Source organism: Clostridium sp. FP1, assembly GCF_011065975.2.
Classification (GTDB): Bacteria; Bacillota; Clostridia; order Clostridiales; family Clostridiaceae; genus Clostridium_AD; species Clostridium_AD tagluense.
Genome location: NZ_JAAMNJ020000001.1, coordinates 418,985 through 436,068 on the forward strand (window position 1 = coordinate 418,985; position 17,084 = coordinate 436,068).

Below are 17,084 nucleotides of genomic sequence, written 5' to 3' on the forward strand. Positions count from 1 at the left end.
ATGTCTAATCAAGATTTTATAAATTCAGTTGTACCTGGTGCAAAAAAAGGTTATACAACATACCATATCTTCCCATCAATCACAATTGCACAAGCAATAAATGAATCAGGTTGGGGCGGTTCACGATTAACAAAAACAGATAACAACCTTTTTGGGATTAAATACCCAGGAAATCATGATCCAAGTATTAAAATATCAAAAGGTAGTTGGGCTACAGATGATGGGGGATATTATACTCATTATGAATCCGTTAATGATTCAATACTTGATCATGGTTATTTTCTTAAAAATAACCCAAGGTATGCAGCAGCAATAAGTGCTAAAACTTATAGTGCACAAATCAAAGCAATAGCAGATGCTGGATATGCTACAGAGAGTGACTATTATGCAGTCACGATGCAGATTGTAAAAGACAATAATTTAACACAATATGATACTGGCGGAAGTAGTTCAACAGCAAGCACGGATAGTTCTCAACTTGATGTAATATCGACAAACTTTGAAGTAGTGCAAAACTCACTCAAATATGGCAATGTTATGTATGGTAGAAGATGCAGAATAACTGTAAGTGATGCGAAAGGAAATGCATTTGACATATCGATGTTAAGATGTACTTTTTCTATTGTAGACACAATGATTATGGAGCCTAATTGTAGCCAAATTGTAATTTATAATTTAAGTGCAGAAACAGAAAACAGTATTATGATGAACGCTACAAGAGTAACAGTTGAAGCAGGCTATGAGGGTGCTCAATTCGGATTAATATTTGATGGTGACATATTACAAACAATTAGAGATAAGCCCGATGGTGCAACGTATGAATTAACGATTATAGCCCTTGACGGTGATAAATCAGTAAATTTTGATATAGCAAATTATTCGGTTTTAAAAGGTCAGACAGCCAGAACTCTTGTAGAACACATAACAAATAATGCTCAATACCCAGTATCGTTAGGGAGTATTTCAAAAGATTTGGAAAGTTCTGGGACATTGACAAGGGGTAAAGTTTTCTTTGGAAAATCAAGTGATTATTTAAGACAAATAGCACAAAGTAATAGCGCGCAGTACTACACGAAGAATGGTCAAATTAACATTATAAAAATGACTGATTTACCAGATGGTCAAATATTTGATTTAAGTGTTTCATCAGGTTTACTAGGCACACCACAGCAAACAGACTATGGAATCTCAGCACAATGTTTATTGAATCCGGCAATAAAGATAAATACTTTAATTCATATAGATGGTAGTTTGGTTAGAGCAAAGCAAATAAGTTTGACTGCAAGTAACTCCATACCATCAAGCGGTACAGCTACAGGTTCTGCAAGTACCACAAGTTCAGCAGGAGCTACAGTAAGAAATAAAATTTTAGCTGAAGCGAAAAAAATATGTGATGATCCTAACACTGGTTATAGTCAAAGCTATAGAAATCAAACCATTAATGGGAAAACATATTATGATTGTTCTTCTTTTGTCAAGCATTGTTATGCTGTAGCAGGATTAAGTTTAGATGATATTACAGGCCCACAATGGATACAAGTACAGCCAGCTCAAGGTGGACGAATTGTAACTTTATCAGATGCACAACCTGGTGATTTAGTTTTTTGGTTTAATAATAGTGGTTGTTATCACATTGCACTATATGCTGGAAATAATAACATATATGCAGCTAGTACAAGTTCTAAGCCTTTTCCAGAACAAGTATCAGGAAAACCTATTTATGGACAATACAAAATAGGGAGAATAAAAGCCTTGATTAGTTCAGATGCAGGTCAAGCACCTAGCGCCGTGATGAGTGATAGCACAGATACAGGTACTCAATCGCCTATCTTTCGTTCGCTTGATAAGGATGGTATATATAGAATAATAAAAGTAACCTATACAGGAGATACGAGAGGAACTGATTGGCAGTGTGATTTTGAGACAATCAGCCAGGCTGGTGGAGTAATAGCAGCAGTAGCAAATTAGAGGTGAGAATATGAGAGATATAGCCCAGCTATCAGGTTCGATTGATGAACTTTACAGAAAGCTAGGAGAAAATATAAAAAGTACTACAAGAGTTGCAGAACCTGGAATAATACAGTCCTTTGATTCAGCGACACAAACAGTTACGGTACAATTAGCAATTAGGGAACAAGTAAATAATGAAGATGGAACAAAGCAATGGGTAAACCTTCCATTACTATTAGATGTTCCAATAGTCATTCAAAGAGCTGGTGGGTATGTGTTGACGATGCCAATAGTCAAAGGGGACGAATGTTTAGTAATATTTGGAGATATGTGTATGGATGCATGGTTTACACTAGGTGGAGTACAAAATCAAATCGAGAAACGTCGCCATGATCTTTCGGACGGATTTGCAATTTTGGGTGTATGGAGTCAACCTAATGTAATACCTAATTATAAAAATGATTCAGTAAATTTAATAAATATTGTAACAGGCACAGGTTTTAGTATTGATAGTAATAATATAAATGTTACCGCTAATCAATTTCTTTTAAATGGATATCCCATTCAAAGAGTAGGACCAGAAGGTATACAAGGAGCCACAGGAAGTACAGGCGCTCAAGGGGTACAAGGAGTTAAAGGTGACACAGGAGCAACAGGTTTAAAAGGAATTCAAGGAATTCAAGGAAATAATGGGCCTATTGGAGTTACTGGAATGCAAGGAATAAAAGGTGACACGGGAAATACTGGATTAACTGGAGCTATAGGAGCAACTGGATTAACAGGACCTAAAGGGGATACAGGAACAACTGGACAACAAGGTATACAAGGTATACAAGGTATACAAGGTATACAAGGAATTCAGGGAGCCACAGGAGTGCTCTACCAAACTGACATTAAAGGTACTATACAATATCCTACGATCGTGGCTAATAAAATAACTCAAATACTTCACAAAACAGGTAGTACAACTATAAGATCAGATATATTTACTTACGCTACTAATCTAATTACAGAGGTTAGAACAATAGCCGCAAGTAGAGATACTATTACATTAAAATATCATTTAGACACATTACAAACGGAGGTAATATAATTTGCAAAGTAAAGACTTCGATAGGTCTTTTTATTTTGCCATTTCTCACTAAGTATAGGAGATTATTAATGAGATATAGAATATTAGATTCCAATGGAGATTATTCTTTTGGAAAAGGCCAACAAAATTTCACATTTGGGCGTTTTGCAGTTTCTCAAGCTATAAATACAAGTTTAGCACTATTAAAAAATGAGTGGTGGGAAGATACATCCGCGGGGCTACCATTGTTTCAAAATATATTAGGACAAACCGGGTCCACTGACAATATAGCAATTGCAGATTTATTAATTAAAAAAGTTATCAATGGAGTTACAGGAGTAACGGGGATACAAGACTTTACAAGCACTTATGCAAACAGAGTATATACATTTACCTGTAGTGTAAATACCCTATATGGGGTTATAGCAGTGATTTCAAAGGAAGGAGAATAATATGGCATACTTTGCACCTTTTATAGATACAACTGGACTACACATGCCAACATACAATGATATAAGAGACTGTCTCATAGCAGATGCAAAAAATATATTTGGTCAAGATATTTACTTGGGAATTGATAGCCAAGATTATCAATTTATTGCAGTAGTAGCAGAGAAAATATATGATGCTTTTCAAATTGCAACGATGGTTTACAACAATAGAGCACCCAATATAGCTATTGGCAGTGGATTAGACTCAATCGTAAAAATTAATGGGATAAAGCGAAAAGCTGCAACTTATAGTACATGTCCAATAACAGTAAGTGGAGTACCTGAAACAATAATTAAAAATTGCGTTGTAACTGATAAAGGAAGTATTAAGTGGGACTTGCCACCTTCTATTACCATTCCAACGATAGGGACCATTGATGTTCTAGCCACGTGTGAAATAACAGGACCTATCGTGGCTAACCCAGGGGACATAACTGGTATCTTTAATCCAACTTATGGATTGAGTGGAGTTTATAATTCAGTAAGCGGAGAATTAGGTTCGGATATAGAGGATGATAGTCTTGTAAGGGTAAGACAATCTAATAGTACAGCACAACCTAGTGTAACAATGTTGGAAGGTACAAAAGGAGCGATAGCACAAGTTAAAGGAGTTACCAGAAGTAAAGTATATGAAAATGATACAGGTACTATTGATAGTAATGGATTACCGGCACATAGTATTACAGCCGTTGTAGAAGGCGGAAACAGCCTAGATATAGCAAATGCAATATTTATTCATAAAGGCATAGGTTGCCTTACAAATGGAACGACTATAGTAGACGTAACAGATAGTACAGGACAAGTTACACCTATAGGGTTCGACATTCCAGATTATACGGATATTGATGTAACTGTTGCTATTAAACAATTAACTGGATATACTACAGCAACTACAACGAGTATAAAAACTAATATACAAACTTATTTAAATTCGCTGGAAATTGGAAACGATGTGTCTATATCTTCATTATGGGGAGTGGCATTACAAGCTATGCCAAATTTAGCAGTTCCGCTATATTCAATTACTTCTATTACAGCGTCAGCGCATGGGCACACACAAGGTAGTGCAGATGTAGTTATAAATTATAACAATGTTTGTAGGGGCAATATAAATTATATTACTACAAATGTGGTTTAGGAGGGATGGTTAAATGGCTATAGATACTTATATTGCTAGCATTACCTCCGAGCATATAGACAAACCAAACTTTATTGCGTGGCTAAGTAGTAGTTTAAATATCGTTGATGGAGTATATAATCTTCTTTCGGACATGGATAGCAACTTTGATATTGATAATGCAATAGGTGTTCAACTTGATATGCTAGGTACAGTAATTGGAAGAAGTAGAACACTAAATTTTCAACCTTTAAATGGTTTTGACCCAGTGCTTAATGAGGCATATTACAAGCTAGTACTTAGGGCTAAAATTGCTATGAACAATTGGGATGGAACAATTCCTCAAATGTATGAAATATGGGGTAATATATTTGACGATATACAATTACAACTAGCAGATAATCAAGACATGAGTTTTACAGCTTACATTCTAGGGTATGTCGACCAAGTAAAGCAAAGTTTAATTCAAGCTGGTTATATTGTACCTAAGCCCGAGGGTGTGTTTGTAAATTATATAGGCAAATCACCAGTACCCTTTGGCGTATATTCGAGCATGATTGTATCAAGTTATACAAATGAAACTATAAATATGAGCTATTCACCTACAGAAACTATTAATTTTGGAGTAAGCTCAGGCATGGTAATACAAGGGATAATAACAAATACTATAAATCAATAGGGAGGGAAATGAATGGCTATTTTCGGTAATATGTCAATTACCAATGCCGGACAAATATTATATGCAAAAGCACAAGCAGGAAAACCAATAGTATTTACTAAAATGTCAGTTGGTTCGGGCCTAGTTGGAACACGGAATCCAGCAACGTTAACTACATTAGTTCAAACACAATTTGATGTTGCAATATCCTCCATTATACCGGATACATTAGCACAATCAGCAGCAATTAGTGGAACAATAAATAATACTAATATGGTAGCAGCAATATATATATGTGAGCTAGGGTTATGGGCTACAGATCCCGACGTAGGGCTAATTTTATATGGATATGCTAGTGCAGGAACATTTGGAGATTATATGGCACCAGCTACACAAGGTGCTTATGCATGGTTGTATCAAATCAATGCAGCGATTGGGAATGCGGCTAATGTAACTGCAAATATAAGTAGCCTTATGTATGACTATAGTGTTTTAGTGACAGATAAAAGCCTATCTGTTATAAACGGTGGAAATCAAAAAGCGATTAATAAAAGTGTAGATAATGTACTTGCATCAAATGCCACCATACTTAGTTCACATTCGACGGATAAGCTTCTAAGACTTGATATAAAAGGAAGTATACAAATACCAACTATATCTTCCGGAAAAGTTACTCAAATACTTCATAAAATTAATGGTGTTACGGTTAGGACAGATAATTTTACTTATGCAACTAACTTAGTAACAGAAATTAGAACGCTGAATACTAGTGAAACATTAACTCTTAAATATCATACAGATACAATGCAAACGGAGGTAATATAATATGTTAACTTTAATTTACAATCTTATTTTAGCAATACAAAGTAAATTAGAAACAGTACTTAATAATGTTGTCTCTAATTTTAATCGCATAGGTGATTTAATGACCAATGTAGCCACTGCCAATTCAAATATTAATTCAGTTAAGTCAGATATAGCCAGTTTAACTAAGTCAAATGTTTTAAACTTTGAAACAAAAGTACTAACGACACCTAGTAGTATACGTGTTGATAATGAAATGGATTTGTTGAATATTAGTGGAAGAGGTATATTATCAGAATGTCTTATTAAAGCACAAAATAGTGATGCAGTACTTAGAATATATATAGATAATATTTTAACTTGGGTTGGTGTAGCAAATGGAGGTGGTGCTACAGACTTCTGTGGCATTGCAAGAGAAGCAACCTCAGCGAGTAAAAGTACTGTAAATCTTGTAGGTGTTGTAGGCATCTGTTGTAGTAGTAATATATATATGATTAGACCTTATCCTTATATTGGAAGTATAATAACGCCTAGTATGAATGATTTATCAATAGTAAGAGATGGCATAGCATTTAATAGCAATTTAAGAGTTACTGTAGCAAGATTAGCATCTAGTGTATCATCATTGGATATTTATGCAGGTATTGAATATCATTTAGCCAAATAAGGAGGTAATAAAAATGTATACACAAGAAAATGGTACTATATTTAAAGATACAGTTTATGAAAATAGCATAGTTAAAGAATGTATAGGAAATGCAACTCAATATAGCATAGCCCAAGCTGATACTCAAATTAAATATCAGTGGCAAAAATTCAATCTAGATACAGGGGTGTATGAAAATGATACTACTAACACCACTGAAATTTTAGGGAAAGTTCCTGTTGACGGACAAGTGAGCATAAAACTTTCTCCAGTGGCAGAGACACCAATACAACCAACTAATAAAGAGGTAAATGATAATATACTAGTGCTCATGTCTGCAATAGGGTCACTATACGAAGACATTGTAAAAAAAGGAACAGTGTAATCTGGTATTAAAATTGTTGTTGAAATAATGGAGGTGTCCCAATGGATAAATTATATTTATGTTTAGTTAAAAATCATATAAGAACAATAGAACAAGTACCCGTACAATTTAGGGATGTAGTAATGTCAGATTTAACAGCTTTAGGATTAGACGGAAACGGTAAATTAATAGTAGTAGCATAAGTTAAGAGGGAAATAGATAGGGCTGATGCTCTTTTTTATTGCCCTTTTATTAAACATTAGGAATATAGAAGTAATATCATAAAGTATCCTATAGCTATGAGGCTAAAAATAAAAGTTAAGTTTTGGTAAAATAATCCGATAATACAGGTGTAAGAAAAAAATGTTTTAAATTAATTAATGGGGGAATGTGGAAAATGAAGAGATTTTATCAAAAGTGTATTAGCAAAATGGCGATTGTATTTTTAATTGCTTTGGTGTTTGGGGTGTTGAGTTGTGGGAGTGTTTATGCTGATACTGTAGGGCGACAATTACTGCAGCCAGAAAATGGATGGAAAAGATATAGTTATGCGGATGAAAACTTGAATTTTAGTGGATATGGTAGTATCTCAACTGATTCAGGTACAGGTATGTATCAGTATAGATCGCCAAATGCAAACAAAGCCAAGATTAAGTTTAATTTTGTTGGGGATAAAATTAGAATAATAGGGGGGGGAGTACATAAGTACTTCCCGACTAATATATCAATAGATGGGGTAGTTGAAGCTATATATAGGCCAACTAGTTCTTATAATGGATTAGGTGTAGTTTATGAAAAATCTAATTTAGACAGCAAAGAACATTGCGTGGAAATTATATCGGATTATAGTAGTACTGAGGCTTATTTCCCATTTTATGGAGTTGATATTTTAAACGATGGAAAGTTAAAACAATATAATGAAGGTGTTATTTCTAAAGTAGTTGTAAACATTGAACCAGAAAAAAATAAAATCAAAAAAAATGAAACAGTAACAGCAAATCTAGTAATAGATAACATAACAAACATAGCAGCAGAAGATATAAGAATAAAATATGACAGTGAGAAACTTCAATTTATAGATTTCAAAGAAGTTGATGGAATAAAATTAGTAAAAAATGATGCTAAAGTTGGAGAACTTAGATTTATCCTTGCAAGTAAAGGAAAAAATAATATCGCAGATGCTAAGAAAATTCTATTGAAACTAAACTTCAAAGGAATCAAAGCAGGAGAAGCATTAGTTGATGTAGTAAAAGGTAGAGTTTCAGACGGTATAGAAATGGAAAAAGATTTAACAGATGCAGAATGTGGGCAGGCTACAATAGTTATTGAAGACAGTCTAATGAAAGACGTTAATAATAGTGGAGAATATACTTTATTAGATTTAGCGATTGACGGAAGACATTTAGGAGAAGCTCCTACAACACTTCCACAATACAATACAGACGTAATTGTAAATAGTGCAATAGATGATGCAGACTTATTAGAAATAGGAAATCAGATGTTGTTAAATCCAAATTATAAATTTTAATAACAAAAGGACACTCTAGAAATAGGGTGTTTTTTTAATGAACAATAGGAAAATATAGCGACGTAACTAGAAAATAAAATGATAAAATTATGGGCACCTGAGAGGGTGTCTTTTTAATATAAAAAAATGGAGGTGCATCATGAATGATGACGTATGTGTAGAAAGACATAAAAGGATAGACGAAAGATTAGGTAACCACGACATTAGATTAAACAACTATTCAGACAGAATTGATAAACTAGAACAATCTCAATCGGAATTTAAAGTAGAAATAAAAAATCTATGTGAAAACATAAAAAATTTAACAAGCACAATGAAATGGTTTATGGGAATTTGGGTAACAAGTTTACTTGGGTTCTTTTTTTATGCAATCCAACAAAATATATTTAAATAAGAGGAGGTACTTACATGAATTTCGGGGTAAATGATGGACATACAATAAGCGGGTTTGGTAGTGGAGCAGTAGGTATTATAAAAGAGGGAGAACATACTCGGCTAGTTGGTGCAGAGGTCAGAAGGCTACTTAAAGAAGCTGGCCATAATGCTATTAATTGTACTGTAGATTATGCAAATAGTGTTAATCAAAGTTTATCTTTAGTAATGGACCAAGCGAATAGACAGGATTTGGATTGGTTTATATCTATACATTTTAATGCTGGGGGAGGTGAGGGCGTAGAAGCCTATACTTATGCGGGCAGACAATATCAGGATGCAATAGATGTGTGCGCTAATATCTCTAAGCTAGGCTTTAAAAATAGAGGTGTTAAAGATGGTAAAGGACTTTATGTAATAAGACGAACTGTTGCAAAATCCATGCTAATAGAGGTTTGCTTTATAGATACTGCAGACGCTAACCATTACTTAAATGTAGGATATAAAGTTATTGCTAAAGCAATTGTTAGCGGATTATTAGGACAAGTAGCACCAATAATTAAACCAGTAGTTATAAACAATGCAAAAAACGGAATAGTTACCGCAACTGTATTGAATGTAAGAGAATTGCCAAACACATCAAGCAAAATCATAGGTCAATTGTCTAAGGGCACTATGGTTAAAATAGATAAAAAAACAGGGAATTGGTACTCAATTTTTTATGGTAATCATGGCGGATATGTAAGTGCAGATTTTATAAAATAATAAAATTTTAGGAGGAATATATTATGTCAAATCAAACAATACAATTAATAACAATGGTAATAGTTTTAACAGGCGTTTTAGGTGCCATAGTAGGCTTATTTCCTTATTTAAAATCAAAAGGTGTAAATGTATCAGCTATATTAGACAATGCACAGAAAGCTACGGATAGCGTTGATAAGGTACTTGCAGTAGTACAGGACATACTACCCAACAACCCTGCAGTTGGTGTTTTAACAATTGTTGAAAAATGGGCGAAAATAGGTGTTGGAAATGCAGAACAATTATACCATAGTGGAGAAGCTACAGGTGAGGAAAGAGCAACAATAGCATCCAATACAGTTTATAATGTCTTAAATGAAATGAATATTACAGTAGATGATAACAAAAAAATCTTAATAGATGCAGCAATTAAAGAGGCAGTACTTAAATTAGGGCATACTAAAGATGCAGTAGTAAAGGTTGCGGATGTTTCTGCAGAACCCATAAAAGTAGAAGTTGCTCCAGTGATAGTTAAATATTTTGCACCGGATGGAGTAACAGAACTGCAACCAGTAACCATAATAGATCCAGTAGCAGCACAATAATTTTTAATCCTGGAGTTAGAGAAATCTAGCTTTAGGCTTTTTTTATTTACCTAAATTTACAAATATTACAGGAAAAAATGGTTATATGTTGAATTTATTAGCTAAAGTGTATTTACATTAATTTACTTTTATTCTTTATTTATGCTATAATTAGTTAGAAATATGAATAAAAATAAGGAGTGGAAAAAATGAAAAAATCACTAAAAAAAATCCTTTCATGTCTATTATTATTATTTGTAATAATGGCTTTTACGTTTTCTGGTAATACTTTTGCCACAACCAATTCTACATCAACAAAGGTACAAGCTAGTTCTTTATCAAAATTAAGTAATAACTATCCTATAGTAATGGTACACGGTCTATTTGGTTGGGGAAATGATGAACTCTTTGGAGTAAACTATTGGGGTGGAAAAGAAAGTTTGAAAGACCTTTTAACTAACAAAGGTTATACTGTTTACACTCCAACTATAGGTTCTATATCTAGCAATTGGGATAGAGCTTGTGAATTGTATGCTTACTTAAAGGGCGGCACTGTAGATTATGGTTATGCTCATTCTATCAAAGCTGGTCACGAACGTTTTGGTAGAACTTATCCTGGTGTTTATACTCAATGGGGTACTACTGATGCAGATGGTATTAAAAAAGTTCATTTAATTGGTCATAGTATGGGTGGTCAAACCGTTAGAGTTTTAGCTCAATTGTTAGAAAACGGAGATAAAGATGAAATAAATTGCAATAAAGATAGCACTAGCCCTTTATTTACAGGAAATAAACATTGGATTGATAGTATTCTTACTATAGCAACACCTCATGATGGAAGCCAAGAAGATGATAAACAAAGTAAACTTGAACCTTTTGCCCATGACTTTTTTGCTGCAATGGCTAGTAATGCAGGAATATTAAATTCAGATAATCCTTGCCTTGATTTCAAAATGGATCAATGGGGATTAAAGAAACAATCTGATGAATCCTATGAAAGTTATTGTAAAAGAGTTTTTAATAGTAATATTTGGAAAGAAACTAAAGATATAAGTATTTGGGACTTATCCCAAGAGGGTTCTAAGGAATTAAATAGCTGGGTTAAAGCTCAAAAAGATATTTACTATTTCTCTATAGCATGTGTAGATACGCATAAAGAGTTACTCACACAGCATCAAATACCTAATACTAATATGGATCCACTACTTTTAAAGGCCTCCATTTTTATGGGACAATATACCAACTCGACCTATGGCGAAGTGCAAGTTGATAAGACTTGGTGGAGAAATGATGGTATAGTAAGTGTAATATCTGCTATTGGCCCTCATGAAGGCTCTCAGGATAAAATAGTTAGCTATGACTCTAATGCTACCACTGAAAGAGGGGTTTGGAACTACATGGGCGAGATTAATAATATAGATCATATTGAAGTGGTGGGACAATCTGAAACTAGATACCATAAATATCTTCAAAATAAATTTATTGAGTTGGCAAATATGCTAGCTAAATTGCCTAAGTAATGCATAAAGCATAGCCATAATTTAAGGACAAATTCTCACTACTATCGAGTATAAATATTGTCGAGTGAGCAATATAAAAGACTATAAAAGTAGCTACTCTTTTAAAAGTAATTAAATTCAATAAGCATTTGAAGAATCTCAATGGAATACAGTAGTGTGATAAGTTAAGTCATGAGGTTAGATAAATCTAGCTTCAGGCTTTTTTTTATTTACCTAAATTTACAAATATTGAAGGAAATAAAAGCTTTATGTTGAAATTATTAGGTGTATTAAATCATGAGGGGGTGAGAATAATGAGAAGTATTAAAATTAAGTTTATGTCATTTTTAACGGCATTGTTTATTTTGTTAGGTACAAGCTTACCAACGTTGGCGGTTAATACGACCGTAAATACAGCAAACTATAAATCTTCTTACGCAGCAAAGGCTACCAAGAGTTACACTGTATACATAACGAATACAGGTGGAAAATACCATAAAAAAGGTTGTAGATATTTAAAAAAGAGTAGTATTGCAATTAAGAAAAGTAGTGCAGTAAGTCAAGGATTCACTGCCTGCAAAATTTGTAAACCTTGATAAGTAGCAAATGGATTGTAATTTATAAAAAAATAAGAGTGAAAATACTGCACCTAGGGGTAACCCAGTGCAGTATTTTTAGTTGTTAAAATAAAAGGATTGGTATTTATATTTATAAAGATTTTAGAGTTTTCTTTCGTAAAAATCATACTCACCATCAAATGTACTTCTTTCTTCAGTATCACACTCAAGTGATAGTAATTCAGTTAAATTATCTATCTGCCCTTCTAAATACATAATCCTATCTGTCATATATGCACTGGTATCAGTATTATCATGTAACCCTATATCTAGTGCATCAAATAGATTTTCTTTTTCTATATCAGTAAGATTTGAAACTATTAAAGTTAAATCCTCTCCATGTTGATCATCTGCAATCATTAAAACCTTATCTCTAAACATATGCCCTTTAGAAGTCGTAATATCAATTTTTGATATGTCAGCATCATCTTCAATTAGAGTAATGTTGTTATTTTTGTATTTAATTCGGCTTTCATTGTACATAATTATCTCTCCCTATTAATGGATGGTACAATCTATAGGAAATTTATCATCCCTCAAACCTTTAAAGATAGGTTGCCGCAATGAACCGTTTGATGTTTTCATCATAAATTTTACGATACATACAAGGTTAGGTTCTATCCACACAGCATTATCGTTTCCAGAAGGCAATTCATTAAAAGGTTGTGCACTTATTCTAGGCATTGATGCTATTAATTTAAAATCCTCTGTTGATATTCCTAGCGTAACATGACCCTTGTATACAAGTTCTTTGCCTGAATATTGACCAAGAACAATGCTGATTACACTGTTCTCCTTAAAGATGTACCCACACACTACAAAATCATCGTCTAGTAGATATTTAATTTTAATCCAGTCCTTTGTTTTCTTGTCGAAATAATATTTGCTATCTTTTCTCTTAGCGACTATTCCTTCAAGTTCATTTTGCTTAGCAAGCTGATAAAATTCAATTCCATGTTCTTCTATATATCTAGAAATAGCAATTCGTTCATTTTCTATAATAACTTTTTCTAGCAACTTTTTGCGTTTCATTAAAGGCAAATCTATAACCGAGTGATCCTTGTAATAAAGGATATCAAATGCGGTAAAACTGGCTGGTAATCTAGATGATGCAAGTTGGATTTTAAAGGTATTTGACATAAGAGAACGCCGCTGAATTTCGAAAAAATCTGGCTTGCCATCCTTAATAACGATTAATTCACCATCTAAAATGCAACGCTGTTTAATTTGTTTGTGTATTGTTGACAGTTCTGGTACTTTTACAAGCATTTTAATATTTCGTTTATTGCGTAGCTCTGTCGCGTCTTTATGCAAATAGGCTATACAACGTTCACCATCTAGCTTTAACTCATAGATATAATCGGGGTTGTTAAATGCCTCTTGCATCTCACCAATTAGCATAGGCTTAATATTTTTACTCTGAAATAAATCCATTATGCACCCTTTGTAGTTCTTTTACGTTTTTCTTTAGGCTTTGGAGTTTCGTTAACTTTATTTTGCTCAATACTAGCCTTTAATGCATCCATAAGATTAATAATATTACTTGGAGCTTCAGACTTAGAGGCAACAATATCTTTACCAGCTATTTTTGTTTCAAGTAACTCACGTAGCTTTATTTGGTATTCATCCTTATATTCAGAGGGATTAAAAGGAGTAACCATTGAATTAATTAACGCCTTTGCCATAGTAATCTCAGCATCAATTATCTCGGGTTTATTATAGGATTTAGGGAGATCCTTAATCTCATCTTCATAGTACATTTTGGATATTAATATTCCATCTTCACGTGGAATGATAGCAAGTAAAGTCTCTCTTGTACCCATTACAGTTTTACCAATAGCAATTTTTTGCTCGCTCATTAGTGCTGCACGTAATAGCTCAAATGCCTTATCTCCACCAGCTTCAGGAGTAGCTTGATATGTTTTGTCATAATAAATTGGAGATATTTGATTTAGTTGTGCAAAGTGTAGTATCTGTATAGATTTTTCTTTTTCTGTTTTGATTTTTTCCAGATCATCATCCGTCACAACTACATAATGCTCTTTATCGTACTCGTAGCCTTTAATAAGATCTTTCGTAATAATCTCTTTTCCACAGTGAGCGCAAGTCTTCTTATATTTTATCCTTGAATTGTCTTCTTTGTGGAGCTGGTTAAAGTGTATATCATTATCTTGAGTAGCAGTATACATAGATATTGGGATAGCAACAAGGCCAAAGGAAATAACCGTTTTATGAGCTACTGCCATTATTAACACCTCTCTTACTTTTTTATTAGTATAACCAAAACTTAATTTATTTACTATTAATCATTTCAATTTTGCTATTTCTATGAAATGACTAAAATTATGTCTTAATTTGGAAAATTAAATTACTTCTAAAATACATGAAAGTAGGATATAATAGTTACGAACTGATGTTCTAATATTAAAATATAACGCTTGGCAGAAAGGAAAATATTTATGAGCAGACTTATATTTCACATAGATGCAAATAGTGCTTACCTTTCTTGGGAAGCAACTTATAGGCTACAGCAAGGAGAAAAAATAGACTTAAGAGAAATTGCTAGTGTAGTTGGTGGTGATGAAGAAAGTAGGCATGGTATTGTTTTGACGAAATCTATACCCGCTAAGAAATATAATATACAGACAGGCGAAACTTTATATAATGCTAGGGCAAAATGTCCAGGACTAACAATAGTTCCGCCAAGATATTGGTTGTATATGCAATGTAGCTTAGCTATGAATAAAATTTTTCAGGAATATACCCCACAAATCCAAAGATTTAGTGTAGACGAAAGCTTTCTAGACTTTTCTAATATGGAGCATTTATATCCAGACTATATGGAACTAGCTGAAACTATAAAAGAGAGGATAAAGAATGAACTTGGGTTTACTGTAAATATAGGTATATCAAACAATAAACTGTTGGCAAAAGTAGCTTCTGATTTTACAAAGCCGGATAGAATACATACTTTATTTCCTCATGAGATAAAACAAGAGATGTGGCCACTTCCGGTTGAAGATTTATTCATGGTTGGTAGAGCCACTGCTCCTAAATTGCATAGCTTAAATATTAATACTATTGGGGATTTAGCAAACTATAATGTGGAGATTTTAAAGAATAAACTAAAGAGCCACGGCCAACTAATTTGGAATTATGCTAATGGTATTGAATTTTCAGAAGTTAGAAAAAGTAATTATATTGAAATGAAGGGTATAGGAAATTCTACAACAATACCTTTTGATGTTGAAGATAGTGATACGGCTCATAGAGTATTGTTATCCTTGTGTGAAACAGTATCTATGCGTTTAAGGGATTCACGGAACTGCTGCACTGTAGTAAGTATAAGTGTCAGAGGTAATGATATGATATCCTATTCTCGTCAGAAGAAATTGATAGTAGCTACTGATTCAACTATGAAGATTTATGAAATAGTTTGTTTTTTATTTGATAGTGTGTGGAAAGGAAATCCAATAAGGCATTTAGGAATGCATATAACAGATTTTTGTAATAACGATTTCTACCAAAGTTCTCTATTAGACACTTTTGACTATGAAAAAGACAGTAAACTAAATAAAGTAATTGATGGAATTAGATTAAAATATGGATATAAAGCTATTGGTAAGTCTTGTTTTCTCAATTCAGGTTTGAGTGCTATGTGTGGAGGTATAGGAGAAGAGGATTATCCATTAATGTCATCTATTTTATAGAAGGAGTTGAATGTAATGAAGGTTTTAGCTTTACCTATAGAAATGGTTTCTTATACAGATAGCAAAGGTACTATACAGCCTATAAGGTTTAGAATGCAAATAGATGATGAGCCTATGCAAGTCATAAAAATAGATAAGATAATTTGTGTAGATAGAGAAAAACTTGCAGGTAATAATATGCTAGTGTATAAGTGCCAGAGTGTAATTAGCGGAACTGAAAAACTATATGAGATAAAATATGAGTTGAGTACCTGCAAGTGGATATTATTTAAGATTTGATGTACAATAAATTCATGATATTTGACAGAATGGGGGACATAGAATGAAACTAATGTGTAAATGTGGAAACATAGAAGATATAAAAACTGATGTAAATATTGAAAAGTTTGAGTTTAGAAGTTGTGAAGATGGTATATTGGTATTAGTTTGTGAGAAATGTAATGAGGTTGTTTTTATTAATTTGAAAAATAGTTCGAAGTTCTGAGGGAGTCCTTGGGGCTTTTTTATTTTTGTTCATTTAGAATTCGCTTAAAAGTGGAATTATATGTTGCAAATGGTTTTATAATGTATTATTATTGAATTTGTGAATTTTTATGAAAAGAGTGGAGATTATGATTGAGCAAATAGAATTAGTTAGAAATAAACTAGAAAAGTTAATAGCAGTCACTGAAAGCCTTGTTGATGGTGAAGTCATTTCATTAAGTCAAGAATTGGATAAGCTTATTTCTCAATATTATTTATATAAATAAACTTATTTTGTATTATGAGAAACTTTACCCTTCTATTAGTAAAACGTTTTATAATATTTTAAATATAAATCTTAAATTACGGTTATAAAGAACAATACTGCACTTAAGGGGTAACCCAGTGCAGTATTGTTTTCGTTAGCTATCAAAATAAAAGGATTGGTATTTAAAATTATAGACTA

At 32.9% G+C, this 17,084-nt stretch carries 22 protein-coding genes; 19 read left to right on the top strand and 3 right to left on the bottom strand.

From position 1 onward, the window contains the following. The 15 genes from G9F70_RS02115 to G9F70_RS02185 all read left to right on the top strand — a co-directional run bounded on the left by G9F70_RS02115 (position 1) and on the right by G9F70_RS02185 (position 12,425). Complete coding sequence (locus G9F70_RS02115; RefSeq protein ID WP_164945859.1) at positions 1 to 1,968, top strand: phage protein; 1,968 nt, start codon at positions 1 to 3, stop codon at positions 1,966 to 1,968. A gap of 10 nt (positions 1,969 to 1,978) precedes the next feature. Further along, complete coding sequence (locus G9F70_RS26835) at positions 1,979 to 3,043, top strand: Gp138 family membrane-puncturing spike protein (protein ID WP_263484211.1); 1,065 nt, start codon at positions 1,979 to 1,981, stop codon at positions 3,041 to 3,043. A 68-nt stretch (positions 3,044 to 3,111) separates the two neighbouring features. Further along, entirely contained in the window at positions 3,112 to 3,474 is a 363-nt protein-coding gene (locus tag G9F70_RS02125; RefSeq protein WP_164945860.1) for a hypothetical protein, read from the top strand. A 1-nt stretch (position 3,475) separates the two neighbouring features. Then, complete coding sequence (locus tag G9F70_RS02130) at positions 3,476 to 4,651, top strand: baseplate J/gp47 family protein (RefSeq protein ID WP_164945861.1); 1,176 nt, start codon at positions 3,476 to 3,478, stop codon at positions 4,649 to 4,651. 13 nt (positions 4,652 to 4,664) lie between these two features. Beyond that, positions 4,665 to 5,309 carry a DUF2612 domain-containing protein gene (locus G9F70_RS02135; RefSeq protein WP_164945862.1) on the top strand — a complete coding sequence of 215 codons (645 nt, stop codon included), beginning with the start codon at positions 4,665 to 4,667 and terminating at the stop codon, positions 5,307 to 5,309. 12 nt (positions 5,310 to 5,321) lie between these two features. After that, positions 5,322 to 6,113, top strand: a complete 792-nt coding sequence (locus G9F70_RS02140) for a hypothetical protein (protein ID WP_164945863.1) — start codon at positions 5,322 to 5,324, stop codon at positions 6,111 to 6,113. A 1-nt stretch (position 6,114) separates the two neighbouring features. After that, positions 6,115 to 6,759, top strand: coding sequence for a hypothetical protein (locus G9F70_RS02145; RefSeq protein ID WP_164945864.1), 645 nt, complete (start codon positions 6,115 to 6,117; stop codon positions 6,757 to 6,759). A gap of 13 nt (positions 6,760 to 6,772) precedes the next feature. Continuing rightward, positions 6,773 to 7,123: a hypothetical protein gene (locus G9F70_RS02150; RefSeq protein ID WP_164945865.1), complete on the top strand. Its 351-nt coding sequence runs from the start codon at positions 6,773 to 6,775 to the stop codon at positions 7,121 to 7,123. 41 nt (positions 7,124 to 7,164) lie between these two features. Next, a complete protein-coding gene (locus G9F70_RS02155; RefSeq protein ID WP_164945866.1) occupies positions 7,165 to 7,305 on the top strand; it encodes a CD1375 family protein in 141 nt (46 codons plus the stop codon). Between the two features lie 194 nt (positions 7,306 to 7,499). Continuing rightward, a complete protein-coding gene (locus G9F70_RS02160; RefSeq protein WP_224617377.1) occupies positions 7,500 to 8,630 on the top strand; it encodes a cohesin domain-containing protein in 1,131 nt (376 codons plus the stop codon). Between the two features lie 139 nt (positions 8,631 to 8,769). Continuing rightward, positions 8,770 to 9,024 carry a hemolysin XhlA family protein gene (locus G9F70_RS02165; RefSeq protein ID WP_164945868.1) on the top strand — a complete coding sequence of 85 codons (255 nt, stop codon included), beginning with the start codon at positions 8,770 to 8,772 and terminating at the stop codon, positions 9,022 to 9,024. A gap of 14 nt (positions 9,025 to 9,038) precedes the next feature. Then, a complete protein-coding gene (locus tag G9F70_RS02170; protein ID WP_224617378.1) occupies positions 9,039 to 9,767 on the top strand; it encodes an N-acetylmuramoyl-L-alanine amidase in 729 nt (242 codons plus the stop codon). Positions 9,768 to 9,790: 23 nt separating this feature from the next. Continuing rightward, a complete protein-coding gene (locus G9F70_RS02175; protein ID WP_224617379.1) occupies positions 9,791 to 10,351 on the top strand; it encodes a hypothetical protein in 561 nt (186 codons plus the stop codon). 188 nt (positions 10,352 to 10,539) lie between these two features. Next, on the top strand, positions 10,540 to 11,850 hold the full coding sequence (locus tag G9F70_RS02180; RefSeq protein WP_164945987.1) for an esterase/lipase family protein: 1,311 nt from the start codon (positions 10,540 to 10,542) through the stop codon (positions 11,848 to 11,850). A 293-nt stretch (positions 11,851 to 12,143) separates the two neighbouring features. Continuing rightward, complete coding sequence (locus tag G9F70_RS02185; RefSeq protein WP_164945988.1) at positions 12,144 to 12,425, top strand: hypothetical protein; 282 nt, start codon at positions 12,144 to 12,146, stop codon at positions 12,423 to 12,425. A gap of 123 nt (positions 12,426 to 12,548) precedes the next feature. Here G9F70_RS02185 and G9F70_RS02190 read toward each other — a convergent pair whose 3' ends face one another. Genes G9F70_RS02190 through G9F70_RS02200 form a run of 3 tightly spaced genes read right to left on the bottom strand, consistent with a single transcriptional unit; the run spans position 12,549 to position 14,692 of the window. Beyond that, positions 12,549 to 12,929 carry a hypothetical protein gene (locus tag G9F70_RS02190; RefSeq protein WP_164945989.1) on the bottom strand — a complete coding sequence of 127 codons (381 nt, stop codon included), beginning with the start codon at positions 12,927 to 12,929 and terminating at the stop codon, positions 12,549 to 12,551. 15 nt (positions 12,930 to 12,944) lie between these two features. After that, positions 12,945 to 13,880, bottom strand: coding sequence for an RNA ligase family protein (locus G9F70_RS02195; RefSeq protein ID WP_164945990.1), 936 nt, complete (start codon positions 13,878 to 13,880; stop codon positions 12,945 to 12,947). Next, complete coding sequence (locus tag G9F70_RS02200) at positions 13,880 to 14,692, bottom strand: Ku protein (RefSeq protein ID WP_164945991.1); 813 nt, start codon at positions 14,690 to 14,692, stop codon at positions 13,880 to 13,882. The genes G9F70_RS02195 and G9F70_RS02200 overlap by 1 nt, the downstream gene beginning before the upstream one ends. A gap of 213 nt (positions 14,693 to 14,905) precedes the next feature. Here G9F70_RS02200 and G9F70_RS02205 point away from each other — a divergent pair, with 213 nt between their 5' ends. The 4 genes from G9F70_RS02205 (at position 14,906) to G9F70_RS02220 (ending at position 16,905) form a co-directional block, all read left to right on the top strand. Beyond that, complete coding sequence (locus G9F70_RS02205; protein ID WP_164945992.1) at positions 14,906 to 16,156, top strand: DNA polymerase IV; 1,251 nt, start codon at positions 14,906 to 14,908, stop codon at positions 16,154 to 16,156. Positions 16,157 to 16,171: 15 nt separating this feature from the next. Next, entirely contained in the window at positions 16,172 to 16,435 is a 264-nt protein-coding gene (locus G9F70_RS02210) for a hypothetical protein (protein ID WP_164945993.1), read from the top strand. Positions 16,436 to 16,478: 43 nt separating this feature from the next. Further along, complete coding sequence (locus G9F70_RS02215; RefSeq protein ID WP_164945994.1) at positions 16,479 to 16,640, top strand: hypothetical protein; 162 nt, start codon at positions 16,479 to 16,481, stop codon at positions 16,638 to 16,640. A gap of 127 nt (positions 16,641 to 16,767) precedes the next feature. Further along, positions 16,768 to 16,905: an aspartyl-phosphate phosphatase Spo0E family protein gene (locus G9F70_RS02220; protein ID WP_164945995.1), complete on the top strand. Its 138-nt coding sequence runs from the start codon at positions 16,768 to 16,770 to the stop codon at positions 16,903 to 16,905. Positions 16,906 to 17,084: the final 179 nt, after the last annotated feature.

Excerpts from the sequence above, each read along its gene's own strand:
- G9F70_RS02115 (WP_164945859.1), top strand. The coding sequence starts at position 1 with ATGTCTAATCAAGATTTTATAAATTCAGTTGTACCTGGTGCAAAAAAA.
- G9F70_RS26835 (WP_263484211.1), top strand. The coding sequence starts at position 1,979 with ATGAGAGATATAGCCCAGCTATCAGGTTCGATTGATGAACTTTACAGA.
- G9F70_RS02125 (WP_164945860.1), top strand. The coding sequence starts at position 3,112 with ATGAGATATAGAATATTAGATTCCAATGGAGATTATTCTTTTGGAAAA.
- G9F70_RS02130 (WP_164945861.1), top strand. The coding sequence starts at position 3,476 with ATGGCATACTTTGCACCTTTTATAGATACAACTGGACTACACATGCCA.
- G9F70_RS02135 (WP_164945862.1), top strand. The coding sequence starts at position 4,665 with ATGGCTATAGATACTTATATTGCTAGCATTACCTCCGAGCATATAGAC.
- G9F70_RS02140 (WP_164945863.1), top strand. The coding sequence starts at position 5,322 with ATGGCTATTTTCGGTAATATGTCAATTACCAATGCCGGACAAATATTA.
- G9F70_RS02145 (WP_164945864.1), top strand. The coding sequence starts at position 6,115 with ATGTTAACTTTAATTTACAATCTTATTTTAGCAATACAAAGTAAATTA.
- G9F70_RS02150 (WP_164945865.1), top strand. The coding sequence starts at position 6,773 with ATGTATACACAAGAAAATGGTACTATATTTAAAGATACAGTTTATGAA.
- G9F70_RS02155 (WP_164945866.1), top strand. The coding sequence starts at position 7,165 with ATGGATAAATTATATTTATGTTTAGTTAAAAATCATATAAGAACAATA.
- G9F70_RS02160 (WP_224617377.1), top strand. The coding sequence starts at position 7,500 with ATGAAGAGATTTTATCAAAAGTGTATTAGCAAAATGGCGATTGTATTT.
- G9F70_RS02165 (WP_164945868.1), top strand. The coding sequence starts at position 8,770 with ATGAATGATGACGTATGTGTAGAAAGACATAAAAGGATAGACGAAAGA.
- G9F70_RS02170 (WP_224617378.1), top strand. The coding sequence starts at position 9,039 with ATGAATTTCGGGGTAAATGATGGACATACAATAAGCGGGTTTGGTAGT.
- G9F70_RS02175 (WP_224617379.1), top strand. The coding sequence starts at position 9,791 with ATGTCAAATCAAACAATACAATTAATAACAATGGTAATAGTTTTAACA.
- G9F70_RS02180 (WP_164945987.1), top strand. The coding sequence starts at position 10,540 with ATGAAAAAATCACTAAAAAAAATCCTTTCATGTCTATTATTATTATTT.
- G9F70_RS02185 (WP_164945988.1), top strand. The coding sequence starts at position 12,144 with ATGAGAAGTATTAAAATTAAGTTTATGTCATTTTTAACGGCATTGTTT.
- G9F70_RS02190 (WP_164945989.1), bottom strand. The coding sequence starts at position 12,929 with ATGTACAATGAAAGCCGAATTAAATACAAAAATAACAACATTACTCTA.
- G9F70_RS02195 (WP_164945990.1), bottom strand. The coding sequence starts at position 13,880 with ATGGATTTATTTCAGAGTAAAAATATTAAGCCTATGCTAATTGGTGAG.
- G9F70_RS02200 (WP_164945991.1), bottom strand. The coding sequence starts at position 14,692 with ATGGCAGTAGCTCATAAAACGGTTATTTCCTTTGGCCTTGTTGCTATC.
- G9F70_RS02205 (WP_164945992.1), top strand. The coding sequence starts at position 14,906 with ATGAGCAGACTTATATTTCACATAGATGCAAATAGTGCTTACCTTTCT.
- G9F70_RS02210 (WP_164945993.1), top strand. The coding sequence starts at position 16,172 with ATGAAGGTTTTAGCTTTACCTATAGAAATGGTTTCTTATACAGATAGC.
- G9F70_RS02215 (WP_164945994.1), top strand. The coding sequence starts at position 16,479 with ATGAAACTAATGTGTAAATGTGGAAACATAGAAGATATAAAAACTGAT.
- G9F70_RS02220 (WP_164945995.1), top strand. The coding sequence starts at position 16,768 with ATGATTGAGCAAATAGAATTAGTTAGAAATAAACTAGAAAAGTTAATA.